The following is a 21921-nucleotide window of genomic DNA, read 5'->3' as shown; positions in this document are numbered from 1 at the left end:
CTTAAATAATTACATCGGTAACAAATACCTACAGCGTGATCCCACGCTATGAACGCAAAAAAACCCACCGGGTGAGGGTGGGTTTCGGCGGAGCGTGTCAGGGCTCAATCTCTCAAATCTGATTCATGAATGGGCTGGTCACGATGGGTTGCGCGCTGGTACTGCGCCGGCCAGATTGCCTTGCGCCCACCCAGGTCATCATCGGCGTGCAACGGCCAGTACGGGTCGCGCAACAGCTCACGGGCAAGGAAGATGATATCCGCCTGGCACGTGCGCAGGATGTGCTCGGCCTGGGCCGGCTCGGTGATCATGCCCACGGTGCCGGTGGCGATGCCCGACTCCTTGCGCACGCGCTCGGCGAAGCGGGTCTGGTAGCCAGGACCGGTGGGGATCTCGGCGTTGGCGGCGGTGCCACCAGACGAAACGTCGATCAGGTCCACTCCCAGGTCTTTCAGGCGACGTGCCAACTCCACGGTTTCATCCGGGTTCCAGCCGTCTTCCACCCAGTCGGTGGCCGATACCCGCACAAACAGCGGCAGCTCCTGGGGCCAGACCTCACGCACTGCCTTGGTCACTTGCAGCACCAGGCGGATGCGGTTTTCAAACGAGCCACCGTACTGGTCCTGGCGTTGGTTGCTGATCGGAGACAGGAATTGATGCAGTAGATAGCCATGGGCCGCGTGGATTTCCACCACTTCGAAACCGGCGGTCAATGCGCGCTTGGCTGCGGCGACAAAATCGGCAATCACTTGCTGGATCTGCCCTTCGTCCAACTGCTTGGGTTGGGTGTGCTGGGGGTCGAAGGCAATCGGTGACGGTCCCACGGGTACCCAGCCGCCATCCTCGGGCTTGACGCTGCCATGCTTGCCAATCCACGGCCGGTGGGTGCTGGCCTTGCGCCCGGCGTGGGCCAGTTGAATGCCGGCCACTGCGCCCTGGGCCGCAATGAAACGCGTGATGCGTTGCAGCGGTTCGATCTGGGCATCGTTCCACAGGCCAAGGTCCTGGGCGGTGATGCGGCCATCGGCGGTCACGGCGGTGGCTTCGGTGAAAATCAGCCCGGCGCCACCGACGGCACGGCTGCCCAGGTGCACCAGGTGCCAGTCATTGGCCAGGCCGTCGTCGCTTGAGTATTGGCACATCGGTGAAACCGCGATGCGGTTGAGCAGGGTCAATTGACGGAGGGTATAGGGTTCGAGCAGCTGACTCATGGCGCACCTCTTCTGGGTTCTGTGGGCACTATTCAAACGGTGCTTAGAGCCTAGTCGACAACGCTGGATTGCACAGGGTTCAGAAGGAAAAGCGGGAGCCGATTGCCGGCTCCCGTGTGACTGCCGCTTACATTTCGACCTGGGTGCCCAGCTCGATCACGCGGTTGACCGGCAGCTTGAAGAAGCGCAGGTTGCCGTTGGCGTTCTTCAACATGAAGGCGAACAACCCTTCGCGCCAACGGGCCATGCCCTTGATGCGCGAGGCGATCACCGTTTCGCGGCTGAGGAAGTAGGTGGTACGCATCGGGCTGAAATCCAGGTCATCGAGGTGACACAACTTCAGCGCTTCGGGCACGTCCGGCTCATCGGTAAAACCAAAGTGCAGGATAACGCGGAAGAAGCCTTCGCCGTAGGAGTCCACCTCGAAGCGCCGTGCAGCCGGTACGCGGGGAATATCCTCGTAGACCACCGTCAGCAGCACCACTTGCTCATGCAACACCTGGTTATGCAGCAAGTTGTGCAACAGCGCGTGGGGCACGGCGTCCGGGCGCGCGGTGAGGAACACGGCGGTACCCTGCACGCGATGGGGCGGCTGCACGCGGATACTGCCGATAAAGATCGGCAACGGCAGGCCGCCTTCGTCGAGGCGCTCCACCAGCAGTTGTTTGCCGCGCTTCCAGGTGGTCATCAGCACGAACAGCACAATCCCCGCCAGCACCGGGAAAGCGCCGCCCTGGATGATCTTCGGCACGTTGGCGGCAAAATACAGCCCGTCGACCAACAGGCAGCAGACCAGGACCGGCACGGCCAGGATCGGTGGCCATTTCCACAGCAGCAGCATCACCGCCGACACCAGGATAGTGGTCATCAGCATAGTGCCGGTCACCGCCACGCCGTAGGCCGATGCCAGTGCGTTGGAGGATTCGAAGCCGAGCACCAGCAGGATCACACCGACCATCAGCGACCAGTTCACCGCACCGATGTAGATCTGGCCCTGTTCGGCGCTGGAGGTGTGTTGGATATGCATACGCGGGATGTAACCCAGCTGGATCGCCTGGCGCGTCAACGAGAACGCACCGGAAATCACCGCCTGGGACGCGATCACCGTGGCCAGGGTGGACAACACCACCAGCGGGATCAGCGCCCAGCTCGGGGCCAGCAGGTAGAACGGGTTGCGCGCGGCTTCCGGATCACCCAGCAGCATGGCGCCCTGACCGAAATAATTGAGCACCAACGCCGGCAGCACCAGCATGAACCACGCCCGGGCAATAGGTTTGCGCCCGAAGTGGCCCATGTCGGCATACAGCGCTTCGGCGCCGGTCAGTGCCAGCACCACCGCGCCGAGGATGGCTACGCCAATGCCGGGGTGAGCCTCGAAGAAGCGTATGGCCCACATCGGGTTCATGGCACTGAGTACTTCAGGGTGCAGGGTGATGCCATACACTCCCAATCCGCCGAGCACCAGAAACCAGGTCACCATCACCGGCCCGAACAGCTTGCCGATATGATCGGTGCCGTGCTTCTGGATCAGGAACAGCGCCACCAGCACCACCAGGGCGATGGGCACGACCCATTTCTCCAGGCCATCGAACGCCAGTTCCAGGCCCTCCACCGCGGACAATACGGAAATCGCCGGGGTGATCATGCTGTCGCCATAGAACAGCGCCGCGCCACACAGGCCGCACACCACGAGGAAACTGCGCAGCTTCTTGCGCTCCCCCGCCGCCCGCCGTGCCAGAGCCGTAAGGGCCATGATGCCGCCCTCGCCCTGGTTATCGGCGCGCAGCACGAACAGCATGTATTTGATCGAGACCACCCAGATCAGCGACCAGAAGATCAGCGCCAGGATCCCCAGCACGCCATCATGGTTGACCTGAACCCCATAACCGCCGTTGAACACCTCTTTGAGGGTGTACAGCGGGCTGGTCCCGATATCGCCGTAAACCACCCCGACCGCTGCCACCAGCATGCCAATCGGCTTGGCGTTTGACTGCTCGGCACCTGCTGCCTGACTACTCGCGTGACCCATCAACCACTCCTGCCCTTTGACCTGCGGTCTTTTATTAACAACGCGTCTAAGCTGACCCTAGCATGCGCCGTTTTACTTCTCGTAACAGACGTTTTGTTGACCTTAGGGTTTTACCTACGCACAACGGCGCGAAGCATAGCGCAGCACTCGTCGCATTTCGCTGTTCAAGTGATTTGGGTGGGGTTTTGTGCAACCGCTCATAGAGGGCAAGGCACTTTGGAGCCTTTTTGCCTGCATTGATCACATCTACGCTCAACCGTATATTCGGCCCGCCTCCGCAGTGCCGCATCGACGGCGTAATCGAGAGCTCCTTGGCCGGCCCACCTGAGCAATAAATCTTGCCTCTGCTTGTTGGCGCGCCCATTCGATACAGAAACTCAATCATCACCCTGTATCTTTTAAGGTACAGTCCTCATGTACGAAGTGAAACACGTACTCTCAGTCAACGGCGTGGATATATACCAAGCCTGGCTAGACACCGTGCAGGACACACGTTCAAAAGCAAGAATCACCACCAGAGTAGATCGAGCGTCCCTCGGTCACTTTGGCGCTAACGAACCTGTGGGTGAAGGGGTCTTTGAGATGAAGCTAGACTTCAGGCCTGGTTTTCGCGTGTATTACGCAATCCAGGATCGGAAAATTATTTTCCTGTTGGGCGGTGGCTCAAAGGCCAGGCAGCAGAACGACATCGATCAGGCCAAAGCTCTCTGGAAATCTTACAAGGTGCAGCAAAAATGACCATTCGTACGCGCTCTCACGAAGACAGCGTTCTTGAAATGCTCCGCGACGACGAAGCGTTTGCGCTCGAGTATCTATCTGTCGCGCTTGAGGAAATCGATGAAGCGGGTGGTGAGGACGCCTTCCTCGTTGCTATCCGTCGAGTGGCGGAAGCTCGTGGCGGAATGCTCAGTTTGTCGCAGAACACGGGGCTCAATAGAGCCAATCTCTACCGATCCATCGCCGTCGGCGGCGACCCTAAGCTCTCCACCCTCCTGAAAGTACTTCAGGCTTTAGGTGTAGGCATGTCTAAAGTTGTAGCGCACCGTACAGAGCAGGACCTCCGAGCCTAAAGGTAGAGTAAGGACCGCTTGAATGGCCCAAAACAGCACTCGTCGCATTTCCCTGCATAAAGCTGGTCAAGTGCGCTGCCCATCGCTAGAATTGCGCACTTTTTGATCAGAGGCGCACCAAGCGCCCGTCCGCAGCCCTGTCGTGCCCGACGGGCGGCGTCATTCAATACCGAGGTTAGACATGTCCACCACCATCGCAAAAGCCAACCCCAAGGTTGGCTTTGTTTCCCTGGGTTGCCCGAAGGCTCTGGTCGACTCCGAGCGCATCCTCACGCAACTGCGTATGGAAGGCTACGACGTTGTGTCCACCTACCAGGACGCTGACGTGGTGGTGGTCAACACCTGCGGCTTCATCGACTCGGCCAAGGCTGAGTCCCTGGAAGTGATCGGCGAGGCCATCAAGGAAAACGGCAAGGTCATCGTGACCGGCTGCATGGGTGTGGAAGAAGGCAATATCCGCAACGTGCACCCGAGCGTGCTGGCGGTGACCGGCCCGCAGCAGTACGAGCAGGTGGTCAACGCCGTGCACGAGGTGGTGCCACCGCGCCAGGACCACAACCCGCTGATCGACCTGGTGCCGCCGCAAGGCATCAAGCTGACCCCGCGCCACTACGCGTACCTGAAGATTTCCGAAGGCTGCAACCACAGCTGCAGCTTCTGCATCATCCCGTCGATGCGCGGCAAGTTGGTCAGCCGTCCGGTCGGTGACGTACTCGACGAAGCCCAACGCCTGGTCAAGTCCGGCGTCAAAGAGCTGCTGGTGATCTCCCAGGACACCAGCGCCTACGGCGTCGACGTGAAATACCGCACCGGTTTCTGGAACGGCGCACCGGTGAAAACCCGCATGACCGAACTCTGCGAAGCCTTGAGCAGCCTGGGTGTGTGGGTGCGTCTGCACTATGTCTACCCGTACCCGCACGTGGACGAGCTGATCCCGCTGATGGCCGCAGGCAAGATCCTGCCGTACCTGGACATCCCGTTCCAGCACGCCAGCCCGAAAGTGCTCAAGGCCATGAAACGCCCGGCCTTCGAAGACAAGACCCTGGCGCGCATCAAGAATTGGCGCGAGATCTGCCCGGAGCTGATCATCCGCTCGACCTTCATCGTCGGCTTCCCCGGCGAAACCGAAGAAGATTTCCAGTACCTGCTGGACTGGCTGACCGAAGCCCAACTGGACCGCGTCGGCTGCTTCCAGTATTCGCCGGTGGAAGGCGCCCCCGCCAACCTGCTGGACCTGGCCGTGGTGCCAGACGACGTCAAGCAGGACCGTTGGGAGCGTTTCATGGCGCACCAACAGGCCATCAGCTCGGCGCGCCTGCAACTGCGTATCGGCAAGGAGATCGAAGTGCTGATCGACGAAGTCGACGAGCAAGGCGCCGTTGGCCGCTGCTTCTTCGATGCGCCGGAGATCGACGGTAACGTGTTCATCGACGATGCCAGCGGTTTGAAACCAGGCGACAAGGTCTGGTGCACCGTGACCGATGCCGATGAATACGACCTGTGGGCTGAAAAGCGCGACTGATCGGCGTAAAAAATTCAAAAAGCCCTGCTTCTGGACAAGATGCGGGGCTTTTTTAGGTCTATCGTTTTGCCCATCAGCGCCGAACATCGGCAAGGGGCAGCGGGCATGCGTCAGCATTCGGTTATCCACACACCTAAAACCAGCGACTACCCCGAGTTGGCGCGGATCTGGGAGGCCTCGGTACGCGCCACCCATGACTTTCTGCCAGACACTTACATCGAGTTGTTGAAAAACCTGGTGCTGTCCCGCTACCTGGATGCCGTGATGCTGATCTGCACCAAGGACGCCCGCCAATGCATCACTGGGTTTGCCGGGGTAGCGGCCGGCAAGGTCGAGATGCTGTTTATCGACCCACAGCACCGGGGTGGTGGCCTTGGCCGGCAATTGCTGCGGTATGCAATCGAGCACTTGAACGCCGAAGCGCTGGACGTCAACGAACAGAACCACCAGGCGCTGGGCTTCTACTTCAAACAAGGCTTTGAGGTGATCGGACGCACGGAGCATGATGGGCTCGGCCAGCCTTATCCGTTACTGCATATGCGTTTGCGCCAGATACAACAACATACCCGCCAAGGCTAAATGAAATGGAGCCGGGATTAACCGCGCCCACACAGGTACAATAGCCGCCCCCTTTTGTTACGGCCCTTGTCATGACTGACCCCATACGCCTCTCCAAACGCCTTATCGAACTGGTCGGTTGCTCCCGTCGGGAGGCTGAGCTGTTCATCGAAGGCGGCTGGGTCTCGGTGGACGGTGAAGTGATCGACGAACCGCAGTTCAAGGTCACCACCCAGAAAGTCGAACTCGACCCGGAGGCCAAGGCCACCGCGCCCGAACCGGTGACCATCCTGCTGCACGCCCCGGCCGGCGTGGATGCCGAAACGGCCATGGCGTCGATCAGCGCCGAAACACTCTCGGAAGAACATCGCTTCGGCAAGCGCCCGCTCAAGGGGCACTTCCTGCGCCTGACCGCCAGCGCCGACCTGCAAGCCAAGGCCAGCGGCCTGCTGGTGTTCACCCAGGACTGGAAGATCCTGCGCAAGTTGACCGCCGATGCGGCCAAGATCGAGCAGGAATACGTGGTGGAGGTCGAAGGCGATATGGTTGCCCACGGCCTCAACCGCCTGAACCACGGCCTGACCTACAAAGGCAAAGAGCTGCCTGCGGTCAAAGCCAGCTGGCAGAACGAAAACCGCCTGCGTTTTGCGATGAAAAACCCGCAGCCAGGCGTGATCGCGCTGTTCTGTGAAGCGGTTGGCCTCAAAGTCATCGCCATTCGCCGTATACGCATCGGTGGCGTGTCCATCGGCAAAGTGCCGGTCGGCCAGTGGCGTTACCTGAGCGGCAAAGAGAAGTTCTAAGCCGCCGCCCTTTTCCGACACCGCCTGACTGGCGGTGTCCTCAGTTGAATACCAGGATTGCCCACCATGATTCACAACGACGTACTGCGCAGCGTGCGCTACATGCTCGACATCAGCGACAACAAGATGGTCGAGATCATCAAGCTCGGCGGCATGGACGTGACCAAGGACGACCTGCTCACCTACCTCAAGAAGGACGAGGAAGAAGGCTTCGTGTTCTGCCCGGACGACGTCATGGCGCATTTCCTCGATGGCCTGGTGATCTTCAAGCGCGGCAAGGACGAAAGCCGTCCGCCGCAGCCGATCGAAACGCCGGTGACCAACAACATCATCCTCAAGAAACTGCGCGTGGCCTTCGAGCTGAAGGAAGACGACATGCACGCCATCCTCAAGGCCGCCGAGTTCCCGGTGTCCAAGCCGGAGCTGAGCGCGCTGTTTCGCAAGTTCGGCCACACCAACTACCGTCCGTGCGGCGACCAGTTGCTGCGTAATTTCCTCAAGGGCCTGACCCTGCGGGTTCGTGCGTAAGCCATGAGTTACCAGGTCTCACCCGTCGGTTTCGTACGCTCCTGCTTCAAGGAGAAGTTCGCCATCCCGCGCCAACCGCAGTTGGCGCCGGCCGCCCGTGGCGTGCTGGAGCTGGTGGCGCCGTTCGATGGAGGTGAAGCGGTGCAAGGCCTGGAGCAGGTCAGCCATGTGTGGTTGCTGTTCCTGTTTCACCAGGCACTGGAAGACAAGCCGCGCCTGAAAGTGCGCCCGCCGCGCCTGGGCGGCAATACATCCATGGGCGTGTTTGCCACCCGTGCGACCCATCGCCCCAACGGAATCGGCCAGTCAGTAGTCAAGCTGGACAAGGTGGAACCGGGGCGCCTGTGGGTCTCGGGGATAGACTTGCTGGATGGCACGCCTATCCTGGATATCAAGCCGTATGTGCCGTATGCCGACATTGTCGACACAGCCACCAACAGCATCGCCAGCACAGCGCCGCAGCTGATCCCCGTGCAGTGGCTGAAGACTGCGCTGCAACAGGCACAAGAGCATGCTCAGCGCCTTGGCGAGCCGCTGGTTGAACTGATTGATCAGTGCCTGGCGCAGGATCCACGGCCGGCGTATCAGGTGCCGGGGCCGGAGCGGGAATACGGGGCGCAGTTCTGGGATGTGGATGTGCGTTGGCACTATCCAGAGGCGGGGGTGATTTGTGTGTTGGAAGTGCTACCGGCTGGATAAACCGAAAACCCAATGTGGGAGGGGACTTGCCCCCGATAGCGGTGTGTCAGCTACAGATGTATCAACTGACACGCACTCATCGGGGGCAAGCCCCCTCCCACATTTGGATGTTCTGTGTGGCCCAGTCAGCATATTGCCTGACTTTCTTACTTCTCGACGAATGCGCGCTCGATCAGGTAATCACCCGGCTCACGCATACGTGGCGAAACCTTCAGGCCGAAGCTGTTCAGCACTTCGCTGGTTTCATCCAACATGCTTGGGCTGCCGCACAGCATGGCGCGGTCGTCTTCAGGATTGATCGGCGGCAGGCCGATGTCGCTGAACAGCTTGCCGCTGCGCATCAGGTCGGTCAGGCGACCTTCGTTTTCGAACGGCTCGCGGGTCACGGTCGGGTAGTAGATCAGCTTGTCACGCAGGGCCTCGCCGAAAAATTCGTTCTGCGGCAGGTGCTCGGTGATGAATTCACGGTAGGCGACTTCGTTGACGTAACGCACGCCGTGGCACAGGATCACCTTTTCGAAACGCTCGTAGGTTTCCGGGTCCTGGATCACACTCATGAACGGAGCAAGGCCAGTACCGGTGCTGAGCAGGTAAAGGTGTTTGCCCGGCTTCAAATCGTCAAGCACCAGGGTGCCTGTCGGCTTTTTGCTGATGATGATCTCGTCGCCTTCCTTCAAGTGCTGCAATTGGGAAGTCAGCGGGCCATCGGGCACCTTGATGCTGAAGAACTCCAGATGCTCTTCCCAGTTCGGGCTGGCAATGGAGTAAGCGCGCATGAGCGGGCGGCCGTTGGGTTGTTGCAGGCCGATCATCACGAACTGACCGTTCTCGAAGCGCAGGCCCGGATCGCGGGTGCACTTGAAGCTGAACAGAGTGTCGTTCCAGTGATGAACACTGAGGACACGCTCGTGGTTCATGTTGCTCATGTACGGGGGACTCCTGGAAATGGGTCTGCGCCAAATGTAGTTGCGCAATTGCACAGCATTCTAATGGCGGCGACAATATCTGTTAACTGGATTATTAAGATAAGGGTTATCGGTTATATCGATATGCGATTTACTCTCCGTCAACTGCAAGTCTTCGTCGCCGTCGCCCAGCAGGAAAGCGTCTCCCGCGCTGCTGGCCTTCTGGCCTTATCTCAATCCGCCGCCAGCACCTCGATCACCGAGCTGGAGCGTCAATCCAGCTGCCAATTGTTCGACCGCGCGGGCAAACGCCTGAGCCTCAACGCGCTCGGTCATCAACTGTTGCCCCAGGCGGTAGCGCTGCTGGACCAGGCCAAGGAGATCGAAGACCTGCTCAACGGCAAGTCCGGCTTCGGCTCCCTGGCGGTCGGCGCCACACTGACCATCGGCAACTACCTGGCCACCCTGCTGATCGGCAGCTTCATGCAACAGCACCCCGAGAGCCAGGTGAAACTGCATGTGCAGAACACTGCACATATCGTGCACCAGGTTGCGCATTACGAAATTGACCTGGGTCTAATCGAAGGCGACTGCAGCCACCCGGATATCGAGGTGCAGACCTGGGTGGAAGATGAACTGGTGGTGTTTTGCGCGCCGCAGCATCATCTGGCCAAGCGTGGCGTGGCGAGCATGGATGAGTTGACCCACGAGGCCTGGATCCTGCGGGAGCAAGGCTCGGGCACGCGCCTGACCTTCGACCAAGCCATGCGCCATCACCGTAGCGCGCTGAATATCCGCCTGGAGCTGGAACACACCGAGGCGATCAAGCGTGCGGTGGAATCGGGACTGGGGATTGGCTGCATTTCGCGACTGGCGCTGCGCGACGCGTTCCGCCGCGGCAGCCTGGTGCCGGTGGAAACCCCGGACCTGGACCTGGCTCGGCAGTTCTACTTCATCTGGCATAAACAGAAGTACCAGACCTCGGCGATGCGCGAATTCCTCGAACTGTGCCGCGCCTTCACCGCCGGGGTGCAGCGCAGCGACGAGATCGTGTTGCCAAGTATTGCCTGAGGCTTAGATCAGGATCACGGCCCACACCAGGGTGATCATGGTCAGCGCCACGAATTGCGCGGCGCTGCCCATGTCCTTGGCGTTTTTCGACAGCGGGTGGCGGTCGAGGGAGATGCGGTCGATCGCAGCCTCTACCGCTGAGTTGAGCAACTCGACGATCAACGCCAGTAAACATACGGCGATAAGCAACGCGCGCTCGACCCGGCTGACATTCAGAAAGAAGCTCACCGGGATCAGGATCACGTTGAGCAACACCAACTGGCGGAAGGCCGCCTCGCCGGTAAACGCCGCGCGCAGACCATCCAGGGAATATCCCCCAGCATTGAAGATACGTTTGATACCGGTTTGACCCTTGAAAGGCGACATAGATGTAGGCAACTGAACCAAAGAAGTGGGAAAACTAGATCACGCAAAGTCAAAAAAGCGTGAATCGGAAACACGTTAGTGCTGCGAAATTGACTCAAGTTGTTGCAAGAGCAGCGCCGCCTGGGTGCGTGTGCGTACGCCCAGCTTGCGGAAGATCGCCGTCACATGGGCTTTGATCGTCGCTTCCGACACACTCAGCTCATAGGCTATCTGCTTGTTCAACAGGCCTTCGCAGACCATGGTGAGCACCCGGAACTGCTGGGGCGTCAGGCTGGCAAGGCCATCACGGGCAGCCTTGGCTTCGTCGGACACGTTGATTTCTTCAAAAGCCTGCGGCGGCCAGGACACGTCGCCATCCAGCACAGTGCGCACGGCTTTCTGGATATCTTCCATCGCACTGGACTTGGGAATGAAACCACTGGCGCCGAACTCCTTGGAGCGCACCACCACGTCGGCCTCTTCCTGGGCCGAGACCATCACCACGGGGATCTGCGGGTATTGACCGCGCAACAGCACCAGCCCGGAGAAACCGTAGGCGCCCGGCATGTTCAGGTCGAGCAGCACCAGGTCCCAGTCGGATTTTTCGGTGAGGCGGGCTTCCAATTCAGCAATGCTGGCCACTTCAACCAGGCGCACGTCCGGGCCAAGGCCAAGGGTCACGGCCTGATGCAACGCACTGCGAAACAGCGGGTGGTCATCGGCTATCAGGATTTCGTATGTGGCCATTGTTTAAATGATCCTGTTTTTAGGGGGGCCCTGATCGGCGCCCAGCATGCCCAGCGTAGCCTGGAGGGTCAAGCACTACGCCCGTGGGCATTTTAGCGGGTTGCGGGTGCGTGGTGCCATCATGCAAACGTCGTCTGGTTACGCCGTCGGAATATAGGGCGCAAGGCGCGTATGCACAGTGTCCGTCGGATCCAGCGGCATCTGGAACTTGGCGGCCAGGTAATGGGTGCTGAAGACATCCAGGTAGGCGTCCAGGACTTCACTGGCGACTGGATCATCGGCCAGTTCCAGACACAGGGCGGCGACTTCAGCGGTGCAGAAGTGGTCATCACGCTTTGAACGGCGCAGTTTGTAGCGTGACAGCTGTTCCGGCGCCAGGCTGAGCACCGGCAAATGTTCCAGGTAGGGGCTTTTGCGGAACATCTTGCGCGCTTCACTCCAAGTGCCATCCAGCAGGATGAACAGCGGGCGCTTGCCCTCCTCCACCTTGACTTCACTGACGACGCGCTCGGGCACGACGAATTCGCCGGGGAACACGATATAGGGTTGCCACTGCGGATCAGCCAGCAAGGTGAGCAGTTCGGGATCGACTTCGGTGCGCGACCATGCAAACGCCGTGGTGTCGTCGATAACATCTGCAATCAGCCAACCAGTGTTGCTGGGCTTCATCGGCTCAACGTCATGCATCAGCAGGCACATGGCGGAGCGCGCTTCGACCTTGGGTCGCCAGGCGCATAGGCAGTATTCGGGGATGACACGGCAGCCGGGGCAGCGCTCGGCGCGCGAGCCACGATTGAGGAACGGCCGCACGGCACGGGCCAGGCGCTGGGTGCGCAGGCGGGAAACGGCGTGGCTCATCGGCTATGCCGTTGGGACGGGTAAATCGACACGGTGAAAACTCGTGGAAGGCGGAAGTGGCCGCAGTTTACCAGCGATACGCCTGGCTGTAGTGGCAAGGGCTCACCTATAATTGCGCGCCACTGAACGCACAGCGCAGTGGCTGGTCTATGCACCAGTAACCGAATCAGGAGAGTTTCATGCTGCGTTCCATGCTGCGTTTTGTCGCCCCATCCGTCGCCCTCGCGCTGGTATTGCCCGTGTGCGCCCAGGCGGCCTCGCTGCTGGAGGCCCAAATGAACCGGAAGCTGCAAAGCGTCGCGGCCGAAAGTAATAAGGACCTGCCCCGGGAAATCGACGAAAAGACCCTGGAAGTGGCCTACACCGTGGAAGGCATGCAACTGATCGATCACCTGAGCGTCCTGCCTGACCGCGCCGAACAGATGCGCGCCAACCCCAAGGCGGTGTATTTCCAGCTGGGCCAGAGCGTGTGCCTGAACAAGGGCTACCGCGAGCTGATGGCCAAGGGCGCAGTGATGCGCTACGAAATCACCGAGAACAAGACCAACCGTCCTGTGGCCTCGGTGAAGTTCATCGAAGCGGATTGCCCGGCACCGGCTGCGGCAAAAAAGAAAAAGTAACAGCGTGACCTTCGCGCGCTGCCGCCCGGTGGCGCGCACTCCCCCGCTTCAACTTCCTTCCAACAGCTAAACTCCCTGATGAGTGACCAATAAGCGGTTGCCAGCCAAGGGTTTTGCGGCCCATGATCAAGTCATCCCGACCATTCATTCACAGCAGTTTTCATGCTGTTCTGTAACATTTTCAGGGCAAAAGAAGGTTGCCCCCTGCGGCAAGCAACGACACATGCAGTGTCGTAGCCTCCGGCGAACGGCTCGTCGGCCACCCGGGCCCTGCAATAAGGAGAAGTTGAATGCCTTACGAACCGAATGACCGCCTGCTTCGGCACTTTGAAGAAAACGGTGCTGACCTTACGCAGCAGGTCGACGCCCAACTCCAGCTGATCGCTCCCAACAGCCCGAATATTCCCCTGTATCGCGACATGATCCTCACCGTGCTGCGCATGGCCCAGGACGACCGCAATCGCTGGAACGCCAAGATCACCCTGCAAGCCATCCGTGAACTGGACAATGCCTTCCGCGTGCTCGAACAGTTCAAGGGCCGCCGCAAAGTAACGGTATTCGGCTCAGCGCGCACTCCGGTGGAAAGCCCGCTGTACGCCCTGGCCCGCGAAGTCGGCGCTGCACTGGCACGTTCTGATTTGATGGTGATCACCGGCGGTGGCGGCGGCATCATGGCGGCCGCCCACGAAGGCGCGGGCCTGGAACACAGCCTGGGGTTCAATATCACCCTGCCGTTTGAACAGCACGCCAACCCGACCATTGATGGCACCGAGAACCTGCTGTCCTTCCACTTCTTCTTTACCCGCAAGCTGTTCTTCGTCAAGGAAGCCGATGCGCTGGTACTGTGCCCAGGCGGTTTCGGCACCCTGGATGAAGCACTGGAAGTACTGACCCTGATCCAGACAGGCAAGAGCCCATTGGTGCCGGTGGTGTTACTGGACGCGCCAGGCGGCGGGTTCTGGCAAGGCGCCCTGGATTTTATCCGCAACCAGCTTGAAGCCAATCGCTACATCCTGCCTACCGATCTCAAGCTGATACGCCTGGTGTACAGCGCCGAAGAGGCGGTGGAAGAGATCAACCAGTTTTATGCTAACTTCCACTCCACCCGCTGGTTGAAGCGTGAGTTTGTGGTGCGCATGCATCACCCGCTCAGCGATGGGGCATTGGCCCATTTGCAGACTGAATTTTCCAGCCTGCGGTTGAGCGGAGAGTTTCAACAGCTCGCGTACACCGGCGAGGAACATGATGAGCCACGGTTCAGCCATTTGACGCGGCTGGTGTTCAACTTCAATGGTCGCGATCAGGGCCGGCTACGGGAGTTGGTGGATTACATCAACCTGCCGGAGAACTGGGCGCAGGCTCAGGGGAAGGCGCAGCAGCGGGTAGCGCCGGAGCCGGCGTGATTTTTTGAGGGCAAAAAAAAAGACCCACTATTTTCATAGTGGGTCTTTTTGGTGGTGTTTCGGGTGCAGCGGAGGGGAGGGGTTTGGGGCTGCTGCGCAGCCCAACGCGGGGCAAGCCCGCTCACCACAACAAGCCCAGTCACCACAGCAAATCCGTTCGCCATAGAAAGTCTGTTCGCCAATGCGGCCAGCACAGCAAGGTGTTTAGTCGTCCATATCCCGACCGCTCAATAAGCGGCTGATCATCTCCATCGAAAACCCGCGATAGCTCAGGAAACGCCCCTGTTTCGCACGCTCCTTGGCATCAATGGGAAGATGGCCAGAAAACTTGCGTCGCCAGGTGTCTTCCAACTGCGCCTGCCAACTGATGCCGCACTCACGTAATGCAAGGTCGATATCAGCTCGTTGCAGGCCACGCTGGCTCAGTTCTTCACGAATGCGTGCCGGGCCGTAACCAGAACGCGCCCGGTAGGAGACAAAACTTTCAAGGTAACGGGATTCGGAAAGCAGCCCCTCTTCCGTCAAGCGGTCGAGGGCGGTTTCGATCATCTCGGACTCCGCACCGCGCTGACGCAGTTTACGCGTCAGCTCGACTCGACCATGCTCGCGGCGAGCGAGCAGGTCCATTGCGGTGCGCCGAACGGCGACGAGTGTATCCAGTACAACAGTCATCGTTTGCTTCAGATGTCAGTGTCAGCTTCTTCCACTTCTTCAACCGGCTCGCGGTTGGCGGCAGCTTTCACGTCTGGCGCTGCAGTCAGCAACTTGTCGCGAATCTGCTTTTCAAGCGTGGCGGCGATGTCCGGGTTATCCGCCAGGAACTTGGCCGAGTTGGCCTTGCCTTGGCCGATCTTGCTGCCGTTGTAGGCATACCAGGCACCGGATTTCTCGACGAAACCGTGCAGCACGCCCAGGTCGATCATCTCGCCATTCAGGTAGATACCCTTGCCGTAGAGAATCTGGAACTCGGCCTGACGGAAAGGCGGGGCCACTTTGTTCTTCACGACTTTGACGCGGGTTTCGCTACCAACAACCTCGTCACCTTCTTTCACCGCGCCGGTACGGCGGATATCCAGACGGACCGAAGCGTAGAACTTCAGCGCATTACCACCGGTGGTGGTTTCCGGGCTGCCGAACATCACGCCGATCTTCATGCGGATCTGGTTGATGAAGATCACCAGGCAGTTGGCGTTCTTGATGTTACCGGTGATTTTACGCAGCGCCTGGGACATCAGACGGGCTTGCAGGCCCACGTGCATGTCACCCATCTCGCCTTCGATTTCAGCCTTGGGGACCAGGGCTGCCACGGAGTCGACCACGATCACGTCGATGGCGTTGGAGCGCACCAGCATGTCGGTGATTTCCAGGGCCTGCTCACCGGTGTCCGGCTGGGAGACCAGCAGGTCGTCGACGTTGACGCCCAGCTTGCCGGCGTATTCAGGGTCCAGGGCGTGCTCGGCATCGACGAACGCGCAGGTGGCGCCCATTTTCTGCGCCTGGGCAATCACCGACAGGGTCAGGGTGGTTTTACCGGAAGATTCAGGACCGTAGATTTCAACGATACGGCCTTTTGGCAGGCCGCCAATGCCGAGTGCGATGTCCAGACCCAGAGAGCCAGTGGAAATAGCCGGGATCGCCTGACGGTCGTGATCGCCCATACGCATTACGGCACCCTTGCCGAATTGACGTTCGATCTGACCCAGGGCCGCAGCCAAGGCTTTCTTCTTGTTGTCGTCCATTAAAGTCCTCACGTAATCAATAAGGCCTGGTCGGCCAACACCTGTATAAGTAGACAGTATTGTTCCACAAAGATCAGGGATCGCCTACCCCTGATTTTCTATTTCTGCTGCAGCTCGTCGCAACAAGCCCTCTAGCGCGGCCTTTACCGTTTGTCGGCGGACCTCCTCGCGGTTGCCAGTGAAGTGCTCAAGCTCGACCGTGACCTCTTCCCCCACGCCAAACCCCAGCCATACGGTGCCCACCGGTTTATCCGGCGAACCGCCGTCCGGTCCCGCCACGCCGCTGACCGCCACGGCAAACCGCGCCAGGCTTTTTTCCTGGGCGCCACGGACCATTGCCTCGACTACTTCCTGGCTGACCGCCCCGACTTTTGCAAACAAGGCTTCCGGCACGTTCAATTGCCGGGTCTTCTGCCGATTGGAATAGGTGACATAACCCGCCTCGAACCAGGCCGAGCTCCCCGGAATCCGTGTGATGGCCTCCGCGATACCGCCGCCGGTGCACGACTCGGCCGTGGTGACGTGGGCGTTGAGCACCTGCAGGCGGCGACCCAGTTCGGCAGCCAGTTGAGTGATTTCCTTCACGGTCGTCTCCAGTCGTGGGCGGGGGTTCGCCTACCCTACAGGAGACAATCTCACACGCAAGTGACGGACTGTCTCAAGACACTAACGGGCGACGGCGCGCACATACGCCTGGCAGGCACGCAAGGCAATCAGGGCGCTGTCGCCGTCGTCGGTGATGCGGATAATTCGCTGAGCATGCGCTGGGTCAAGTCGGGCTCGCGGGGCTGCATGAACCACGCTGCCGGCGGCGGTGGCGGCCGGCATGGGGCAGCCACTGGAAGCGTCGAGAAGGACTGACAGCCGCACATCAGCAGTGGCAATGCGGTCACGCAAAGCTGCTTGAGTACGTTGGGCATCGCTCAACTCCCGGGCATGTTGTTGGTCGCTGGCGCTGAGCTGTTGCTCAAGGGCCAGCCGTCTGTCTTGTTCGGCCTGCTGTAGATGCAGGGCTTTCTGGGTCTGTGCGGCCGACAAGCGTTCAATCTGTGCCCCGTACCGCCACGCCTGCACCTGCCAGACAACGACCACCAGCACGCATACGCCAATCGCAACTAAGAAACGCATAACACCGCCTTCGCCCGCGCCCACAGCTGCAAACGATCCTCCAGGCCATTGAGCCCGCCGTTGATGCGCCGGGTGATGGTGGTGAACTGGTCCTTGTCAGCGAGTTCATTCAAGCCATTGCTTTGCCAGAACCAGGCAGCGGATTCACAAGCCCATTGCGGTTGCTCCAGTAATTCGGGTTGTCGCAGCAAGCGATCATCGCCGAACAGCGCCTGGCTGCACGCCAGGTAGTTGCGGCGACCGGTGATCTGGATCAGCCCCCGGCCCCGGTACTTCTGGCCGTCGCCGTCCGCTTCAGGGGTGTTGCCCAGGCGTGCGGCCAGGGTGCCGGTGTCGTACTTGCTCAGGTATTGATCGCTGCCCAGTTCGCGCACGTAGCGCAGTTGCCCGGACTCGTGGCCGATTTGGGCGAGGAAGGCGGCGATGCGTTGTGGCGTGTTGATTTGACGGTGGAGCATGGCGCAGTTCAGCGCAGAAATGAAAACTCCCGCCTTGATGCGGGAGCTCGGTAGGATTTTCACGAGTTGTTGCTCAGACAGAACCATGTTGCCTCCACATCAGAAACCTCAAATAAAGCATGAGGGGTGTCAATGGCGCGGTTTATTCTGCGAGGGACAAACCGCTCGCGCTGATCGTGCAGCGATAGCTGTCTTTGCGCTTGCCACTGGCCGTCACGGTATTGATCGACCAGCGCCCCTGCATGAAGCCTGGCCATGACTCATCCAGCAGCAACAAGCCTTCAGCGGCGAATGCGGGGTTTCCAGGGCAAATCACCTCGATCTTCAGCCCTTCACGTCTCACACGGCGCATCTCGCCTTCAGCAGCGGAACGGGCTTCGGCTTCGTTCTGGTAACGCTGCGTAACCTCTTTAAACGGCTCGATACCCACCTGCACCACGTTTTTCTTACCGGCCGCCGCATCCCACCAGGACGCTTTTGCGCCGTCATATTTGGCGCGACTGCCCTCGGACATCTTGGCGCTGATAAAAGCACGCTCACCCGGGCGATTGTCACGCGTCAGCGACAGCCGCACATCCGGCAGGGTCTTGCCCGACAAGGACGTGAGCTGGCCTTTACGGCCCAGCACATAAAACTCATCGACCGGCTTGGCCACGGCATCAAAACGTCTGGCCAAGCGTGTCAGCAACGCCATGTCACTTTCGTTGGTCTGGTCAATGTGCGGAATCTGCTTGCCTTCAAGGTCAGGCGCCACCCGTGGTGAATAACCGTAGCGCGCCGTCAATTGACGGAACAATGCGCCCAGGGTGATCGGCCCGTGACTGGCGGTGCGACGTTGCTTGAACCCGTCCATGTCAAACGGTGCTGCCGTGGCCTCCAATGCCAGGCGCATGGGAAACAGTGACGGTGTGCGCTTGGTGATCTTGAACGTCCCCTTGTCCACCAGGCCGGTTTCCAGATACCCCACGCGCAGACCGATTTTCCCACCCAAGTCGGGCAGGCCATCAAGGCCCTCGATATCGAGGGTTAACTTGAGATGGTCTGAGACAAGACCGGCCGTATCACTATGCTCCCACTCCAACAAGCGTTCGTTGAGCAGCGCGGCATTGGCCCCGTAGATTTCCACCACTGGTGTATATCCAAGTGTCATGGTCGCTCCTTAGTCCCAGGCCGAAACGGGCTGCTTCGCAATGGGCTGCCTGTCCAGTTCCGGCACAATCACACTGACACCTGCCGGCAGTACTGCGCCCTGCTCGGCCAACCCTGGGTTCAACCGCCACAGCACTTCCTCGGCAGCATCGTCACAGCGGCCAAGCTCGCGGTACAGCAACAGGTTCACCGAATCACCAGCAATACTTCGCACCCTACGCATTGACGAACTCCTCCAATACCAGCGACCAATTGATAACCATGGCGGTGCCATCGTCGATCACATTGGATTGTTTTTCGCTCACCGATTTGATCGTCCACAACCCCCAGCTGAGGCCTACGCCATCGACCAGCGGCAATGGCGCACGCAGGGCTTGCAACGTACGCAGCTCATCCAGGCGCGCCATGCCGGTTGCCCGTGCGGCCTTACCGCCGAAGGTCAGCGTTTCAAGCTCTGGGCCGACCTGGCTGGACTTGGGTTTGCCGGCAATAATCGGCAGGCCGACCCATCCACCTGTGCTGGCGCGGTCCAGGGTGTCGTAGGCGAATCCACGAGACAGCCCGAAAATAAACGTGCCCAATGCCATCTGTTGCCGCATCACACCCCTCCAATATCGGTCAGTGCCGAATCACGTCGCGACCCCAGCAGGTCGCTCATCGACAGCGGCGAAAATTGCGCTTCGATCTGTTGCACCACCAACTCCGCCAGCTGTTGATAGCTGGCCTGCTCCGTTGCATTGATGGTGATCTGCGGGGCAAACGTGACTTGACGGTTGTCGGCCTGGGCATTGTCCAGGTGCTTGCTGACGTCGGCGGGCGCGGGCAGGCGGTCGTTTGAACCGAACAGCTTGTCACCGAGCCAACTACCGGCCTCACTGCCAAGCAAACCACCTATCGCACCGCCGACCGCTGTACCGACACCAGGGAAAATCATCGTGCCGATGGCCGCACCGGCAGAGGCCCCGGCCCAGGCGCCACCGGCGGCACTGAGCCCGGAGCCGACGGCTTTGGCATCGCCGTTGCGCACCCCCTCGACCACATCCATGGCGGTGTCGACATACCGCATCGGGCCGAGGCGACGGGCGCCGACCGACTCCAGCCGGGTCATGGTGCCGGCCAACCGCGAAGTCGGGGCATGAGGCAAATTGGGCGACGGCGCAGCGTGCAACGCAGGCGGTATGGGCTGAAACGGTGCGCGTGGGTTACCCGGAAAGTCACCGGGCCTGCCGACTGCGCCACGCTCCAACGCCTCGGTCAACCCGAGAGGTTTGCCTGTTCCGCCGGTAAGTCCTGGATGACTCCCGAAGGCAGCCCCCCCAGGAAAAGCACCCTGCAGCGAGCCTCCTGCCTGAAACCCGAGCCGCGAGCCGGGCAACATCGCCCTACCCAACCGATCGGATGCATCACGCAACCAATTACCGAGCATGCCGCTTTTTTTACCCGAGCCCTTGCCCTGGGCTTTACCGGAAGTGCTTTGTCCACGCTCACGCTCGTAGCCCGGCGGCAGAATAATGCTGGGACGCGGGGAGCCGCTCTGCGACTCGCCAGGGCAGCAACAACCTTTACCCTTGTCCTTTCCTTTATCGTAACCGCCGTCCTTGAACAACTTGCCAACCCCGGGCAACTTGCCCAGTGTCATATCCACCAAATTGCCCGTCACCCGCTCTTTAATCGTCTCGCCCACGCCCGAAAAGAATTCGGAAACCACCGGTGAAACGACCGACGACATCACCGTTTCAGCGGTCTTGAGCGATTCAGCGGCGACCGGTGAATCGCTGGCCCAATTGTTGACGGTGTCCAACACGCCGGTTTTGGCCCGCAGCCATGTGGCTTCTCCCAAGACCGGTACAGGTTCAAGCGTCTTGGTCAACCGCTCCGTGCTTTTGCTCGACTCTTCGCGCAAGCCCGTTATTGATTTTTCCGGGGGGAGTTTCGATCCAAACGCAAAGCTGGCATTCGCCTGCTGAAAAGCCGCGACCGGGTCGAGGCGCTCCATGTTGCGCACCGTCAAGGCTTCGCGGGTCAGGCGCCGATCATCCACCTTGCTCGACTTGAACTCCATGGCGCTGCTCGGCTCAGTCCGCCTGTCAGTTCTGGACGGGTTAACGTCTACGGCTTCAAGCCGCGATACAGAGGCGCGCAGTCCATCCACGCTGCTGCGCAGTAACCCCAGGGACAATGACAGACCACCGAGCTGCACGCTTGCGTTAGTCAGCGCCACGCTCATCGGGTGTATCGGTGCCGCCTCGCCAAGGCGTTCAGGTGCCAAGGCGTCTGAGTTGACAATGGTAGCGTCCTTGCCGACGACCGCTTGGCCATCCTTGGCCGTGGCATACGCCAGCGAATACTTGTCTTGCATCCCGCTTACTCCTGTTTGACGCCAAGGCGAGTGATCGCGATGTCGTAGCGGCGCAATGCTTTTCCGGCGTCCCAGTTGAGGATCTCGATCTCATTGACTGAGTAAATCAGCGGCACCACATCGAGGATCACTTCGATGTCGCGCTCCGAAAGAAGTCCGCCGGTTGATTTAAAAAATCGTCGATACGCTCCTGCAGCTCGGTCCAGTCAGGCACGGTCAGGCCGGCCAGGTCAGGAATCATCAGGCCGGCGCAGTGAGCGGTGATGAACTCGGCGCGTTCTTTGTTGGTGGCGAGTTTTTTCATCACTTTGGTAGCGCGTAGCGCGGGCATTTCCAGGGGCAGCTCGGTCAGGGTTCGCCCGGCTGCATCGAGAGGCAGCAACAGTTGGACGGGCTGGTCGTAGGTTGATTCCGCCTGTTCACCGAGGAAGAACGACGCAGGAAGAGTCGACATCTCGTGTACGTACTGGGAAATGCTCACGTAGTCCGGGCGCTTGAGTTGGTCGAGTTCTTTTTCCGACAGGCCAGTGGCGAGTTTCGCCAGTTCGAAGAACTGGTCGTCCTCGTCATCACCGGCCCGGGCCAGCGCGTCTTTTTGCGCGGCGTAGAACAGCGGTTTGAGTTGCACCTGCTCGATCATCGCGCCGGTGTCGGCGGTGATCGGGGACAGCAGGACATGCAGCGGTGGCATCCAGGCCATGGGACAGCTCCTTGGTAAA

The 21921-nt window shown here is 60.0% G+C and carries 27 protein-coding genes; 10 read left to right on the top strand and 17 right to left on the bottom strand.

Annotation, left to right across the window (positions count from 1 at the left end; genetic code table 11):
• Positions 1-104: 104 nt before the first annotated feature.
• Both M2497_RS07125 and M2497_RS07120 read right to left on the bottom strand, forming a co-directional pair.
• Positions 105-1211, bottom strand: coding sequence for an NADH:flavin oxidoreductase/NADH oxidase (locus M2497_RS07125; RefSeq protein WP_248486573.1), 1107 nt, complete (start codon positions 1209-1211; stop codon positions 105-107).
• Positions 1212-1338: 127 nt separating this feature from the next.
• Positions 1339-3240, bottom strand: a complete 1902-nt coding sequence (locus M2497_RS07120) for a potassium transporter Kup (protein WP_058423752.1) — start codon at positions 3238-3240, stop codon at positions 1339-1341.
• A gap of 414 nt (positions 3241-3654) precedes the next feature.
• Between M2497_RS07120 and M2497_RS07115 the strand changes: the two genes are divergently transcribed.
• From M2497_RS07115 to tsaA, 7 genes are all read left to right on the top strand, one after another.
• Positions 3655-3978, top strand: coding sequence for a type II toxin-antitoxin system RelE/ParE family toxin (locus M2497_RS07115; RefSeq protein WP_248486571.1), 324 nt, complete (start codon positions 3655-3657; stop codon positions 3976-3978).
• A complete protein-coding gene (locus tag M2497_RS07110; RefSeq protein WP_248486569.1) occupies positions 3975-4310 on the top strand; it encodes an addiction module antidote protein in 336 nt (111 codons plus the stop codon). Before M2497_RS07115 ends, M2497_RS07110 begins: the two co-directional genes overlap by 4 nt.
• Before the next feature lie 193 nt (positions 4311-4503).
• A complete protein-coding gene (gene rimO / locus M2497_RS07105; RefSeq protein ID WP_169855583.1) occupies positions 4504-5832 on the top strand; it encodes a 30S ribosomal protein S12 methylthiotransferase RimO in 1329 nt (442 codons plus the stop codon).
• Positions 5833-5937: 105 nt separating this feature from the next.
• Positions 5938-6411, top strand: coding sequence for a GNAT family N-acetyltransferase (locus M2497_RS07100; RefSeq protein WP_248486567.1), 474 nt, complete (start codon positions 5938-5940; stop codon positions 6409-6411).
• A gap of 71 nt (positions 6412-6482) precedes the next feature.
• Positions 6483-7193: an rRNA pseudouridine synthase gene (locus M2497_RS07095; protein ID WP_078047152.1), complete on the top strand. Its 711-nt coding sequence runs from the start codon at positions 6483-6485 to the stop codon at positions 7191-7193.
• A gap of 66 nt (positions 7194-7259) precedes the next feature.
• Positions 7260-7721 carry a DUF1456 family protein gene (locus M2497_RS07090; RefSeq protein WP_016977930.1) on the top strand — a complete coding sequence of 154 codons (462 nt, stop codon included), beginning with the start codon at positions 7260-7262 and terminating at the stop codon, positions 7719-7721.
• Positions 7722-7724: 3 nt separating this feature from the next.
• On the top strand, positions 7725-8420 hold the full coding sequence (gene tsaA / locus M2497_RS07085; protein WP_248486565.1) for a tRNA (N6-threonylcarbamoyladenosine(37)-N6)-methyltransferase TrmO: 696 nt from the start codon (positions 7725-7727) through the stop codon (positions 8418-8420).
• A gap of 146 nt (positions 8421-8566) precedes the next feature.
• Here the strand turns inward: tsaA and fpr are convergent, their stop codons facing one another.
• Complete coding sequence (gene fpr / locus M2497_RS07080) at positions 8567-9346, bottom strand: ferredoxin-NADP reductase (RefSeq protein ID WP_003189055.1); 780 nt, start codon at positions 9344-9346, stop codon at positions 8567-8569.
• A 123-nt stretch (positions 9347-9469) separates the two neighbouring features.
• Here fpr and M2497_RS07075 point away from each other — a divergent pair, with 123 nt between their 5' ends.
• Positions 9470-10396 (top strand): LysR family transcriptional regulator, encoded by a 927-nt coding sequence (locus M2497_RS07075; protein ID WP_010212678.1) that lies wholly within the window; start codon positions 9470-9472, stop codon positions 10394-10396.
• A 3-nt stretch (positions 10397-10399) separates the two neighbouring features.
• Here the strand turns inward: M2497_RS07075 and M2497_RS07070 are convergent, their stop codons facing one another.
• From M2497_RS07070 to M2497_RS07060, 3 genes are all read right to left on the bottom strand, one after another.
• Positions 10400-10762, bottom strand: a complete 363-nt coding sequence (locus M2497_RS07070) for a diacylglycerol kinase (protein ID WP_058423756.1) — start codon at positions 10760-10762, stop codon at positions 10400-10402.
• Positions 10763-10837: 75 nt separating this feature from the next.
• The gene (erdR, locus tag M2497_RS07065) at positions 10838-11488 is read right to left on the bottom strand and encodes a response regulator transcription factor ErdR (protein WP_003189050.1); all 651 of its coding nucleotides are present in this window, start codon (positions 11486-11488) and stop codon (positions 10838-10840) included.
• 138 nt (positions 11489-11626) lie between these two features.
• Positions 11627-12346: a tRNA-uridine aminocarboxypropyltransferase gene (locus tag M2497_RS07060; RefSeq protein ID WP_248486563.1), complete on the bottom strand. Its 720-nt coding sequence runs from the start codon at positions 12344-12346 to the stop codon at positions 11627-11629.
• Between the two features lie 179 nt (positions 12347-12525).
• Between M2497_RS07060 and M2497_RS07055 the strand changes: the two genes are divergently transcribed.
• Complete coding sequence (locus tag M2497_RS07055) at positions 12526-12966, top strand: PA3611 family quorum-sensing-regulated virulence factor (RefSeq protein WP_058423758.1); 441 nt, start codon at positions 12526-12528, stop codon at positions 12964-12966.
• Positions 12967-13256: 290 nt separating this feature from the next.
• Positions 13257-14369, top strand: coding sequence for a TIGR00730 family Rossman fold protein (locus M2497_RS07050; protein WP_248486561.1), 1113 nt, complete (start codon positions 13257-13259; stop codon positions 14367-14369).
• A gap of 204 nt (positions 14370-14573) precedes the next feature.
• Here M2497_RS07050 and recX read toward each other — a convergent pair whose 3' ends face one another.
• From recX to M2497_RS07000, 11 genes are all read right to left on the bottom strand, one after another.
• Positions 14574-15041, bottom strand: a complete 468-nt coding sequence (gene recX / locus M2497_RS07045; RefSeq protein ID WP_248486559.1) for a recombination regulator RecX — start codon at positions 15039-15041, stop codon at positions 14574-14576.
• Positions 15042-15049: 8 nt separating this feature from the next.
• A complete protein-coding gene (gene recA / locus M2497_RS07040; RefSeq protein WP_003189042.1) occupies positions 15050-16108 on the bottom strand; it encodes a recombinase RecA in 1059 nt (352 codons plus the stop codon).
• An 84-nt stretch (positions 16109-16192) separates the two neighbouring features.
• Positions 16193-16693, bottom strand: coding sequence for a nicotinamide-nucleotide amidohydrolase family protein (locus M2497_RS07035; RefSeq protein WP_248486557.1), 501 nt, complete (start codon positions 16691-16693; stop codon positions 16193-16195).
• Positions 16694-16774: 81 nt separating this feature from the next.
• On the bottom strand, positions 16775-17236 hold the full coding sequence (locus M2497_RS07030; RefSeq protein ID WP_248486555.1) for a lysis system i-spanin subunit Rz: 462 nt from the start codon (positions 17234-17236) through the stop codon (positions 16775-16777).
• Positions 17224-17781 (bottom strand): glycoside hydrolase family 19 protein, encoded by a 558-nt coding sequence (locus M2497_RS07025; protein ID WP_248486553.1) that lies wholly within the window; start codon positions 17779-17781, stop codon positions 17224-17226. Before M2497_RS07025 ends, M2497_RS07030 begins: the two co-directional genes overlap by 13 nt.
• 55 nt (positions 17782-17836) lie before the next feature.
• On the bottom strand, positions 17837-18844 hold the full coding sequence (locus M2497_RS07020) for a phage tail protein (protein ID WP_093119402.1): 1008 nt from the start codon (positions 18842-18844) through the stop codon (positions 17837-17839).
• A 9-nt stretch (positions 18845-18853) separates the two neighbouring features.
• Entirely contained in the window at positions 18854-19066 is a 213-nt protein-coding gene (locus tag M2497_RS07015) for a tail protein X (protein WP_071488737.1), read from the bottom strand.
• Positions 19059-19442, bottom strand: a complete 384-nt coding sequence (locus M2497_RS07010; protein WP_248486551.1) for a phage tail protein — start codon at positions 19440-19442, stop codon at positions 19059-19061. Before M2497_RS07010 ends, M2497_RS07015 begins: the two co-directional genes overlap by 8 nt.
• Positions 19442-21202, bottom strand: coding sequence for a phage tail tape measure protein (locus M2497_RS07005; protein ID WP_248486549.1), 1761 nt, complete (start codon positions 21200-21202; stop codon positions 19442-19444). The genes M2497_RS07010 and M2497_RS07005 overlap by 1 nt, the downstream gene beginning before the upstream one ends.
• Positions 21203-21207: 5 nt before the next feature.
• A complete protein-coding gene (locus M2497_RS30650; protein WP_255337130.1) occupies positions 21208-21333 on the bottom strand; it encodes a hypothetical protein in 126 nt (41 codons plus the stop codon).
• Entirely contained in the window at positions 21330-21902 is a 573-nt protein-coding gene (locus tag M2497_RS07000; RefSeq protein WP_248486548.1) for a phage tail assembly protein, read from the bottom strand. Before M2497_RS07000 ends, M2497_RS30650 begins: the two co-directional genes overlap by 4 nt.
• Positions 21903-21921: the final 19 nt, after the last annotated feature.

Source organism: Pseudomonas sp. CYM-20-01 (assembly GCF_023169845.1).
Taxonomy (GTDB): domain Bacteria; phylum Pseudomonadota; class Gammaproteobacteria; order Pseudomonadales; family Pseudomonadaceae; genus Aquipseudomonas; species Aquipseudomonas azotoformans.
This window is presented reverse-complemented; position numbering and strand designations above follow the sequence as displayed.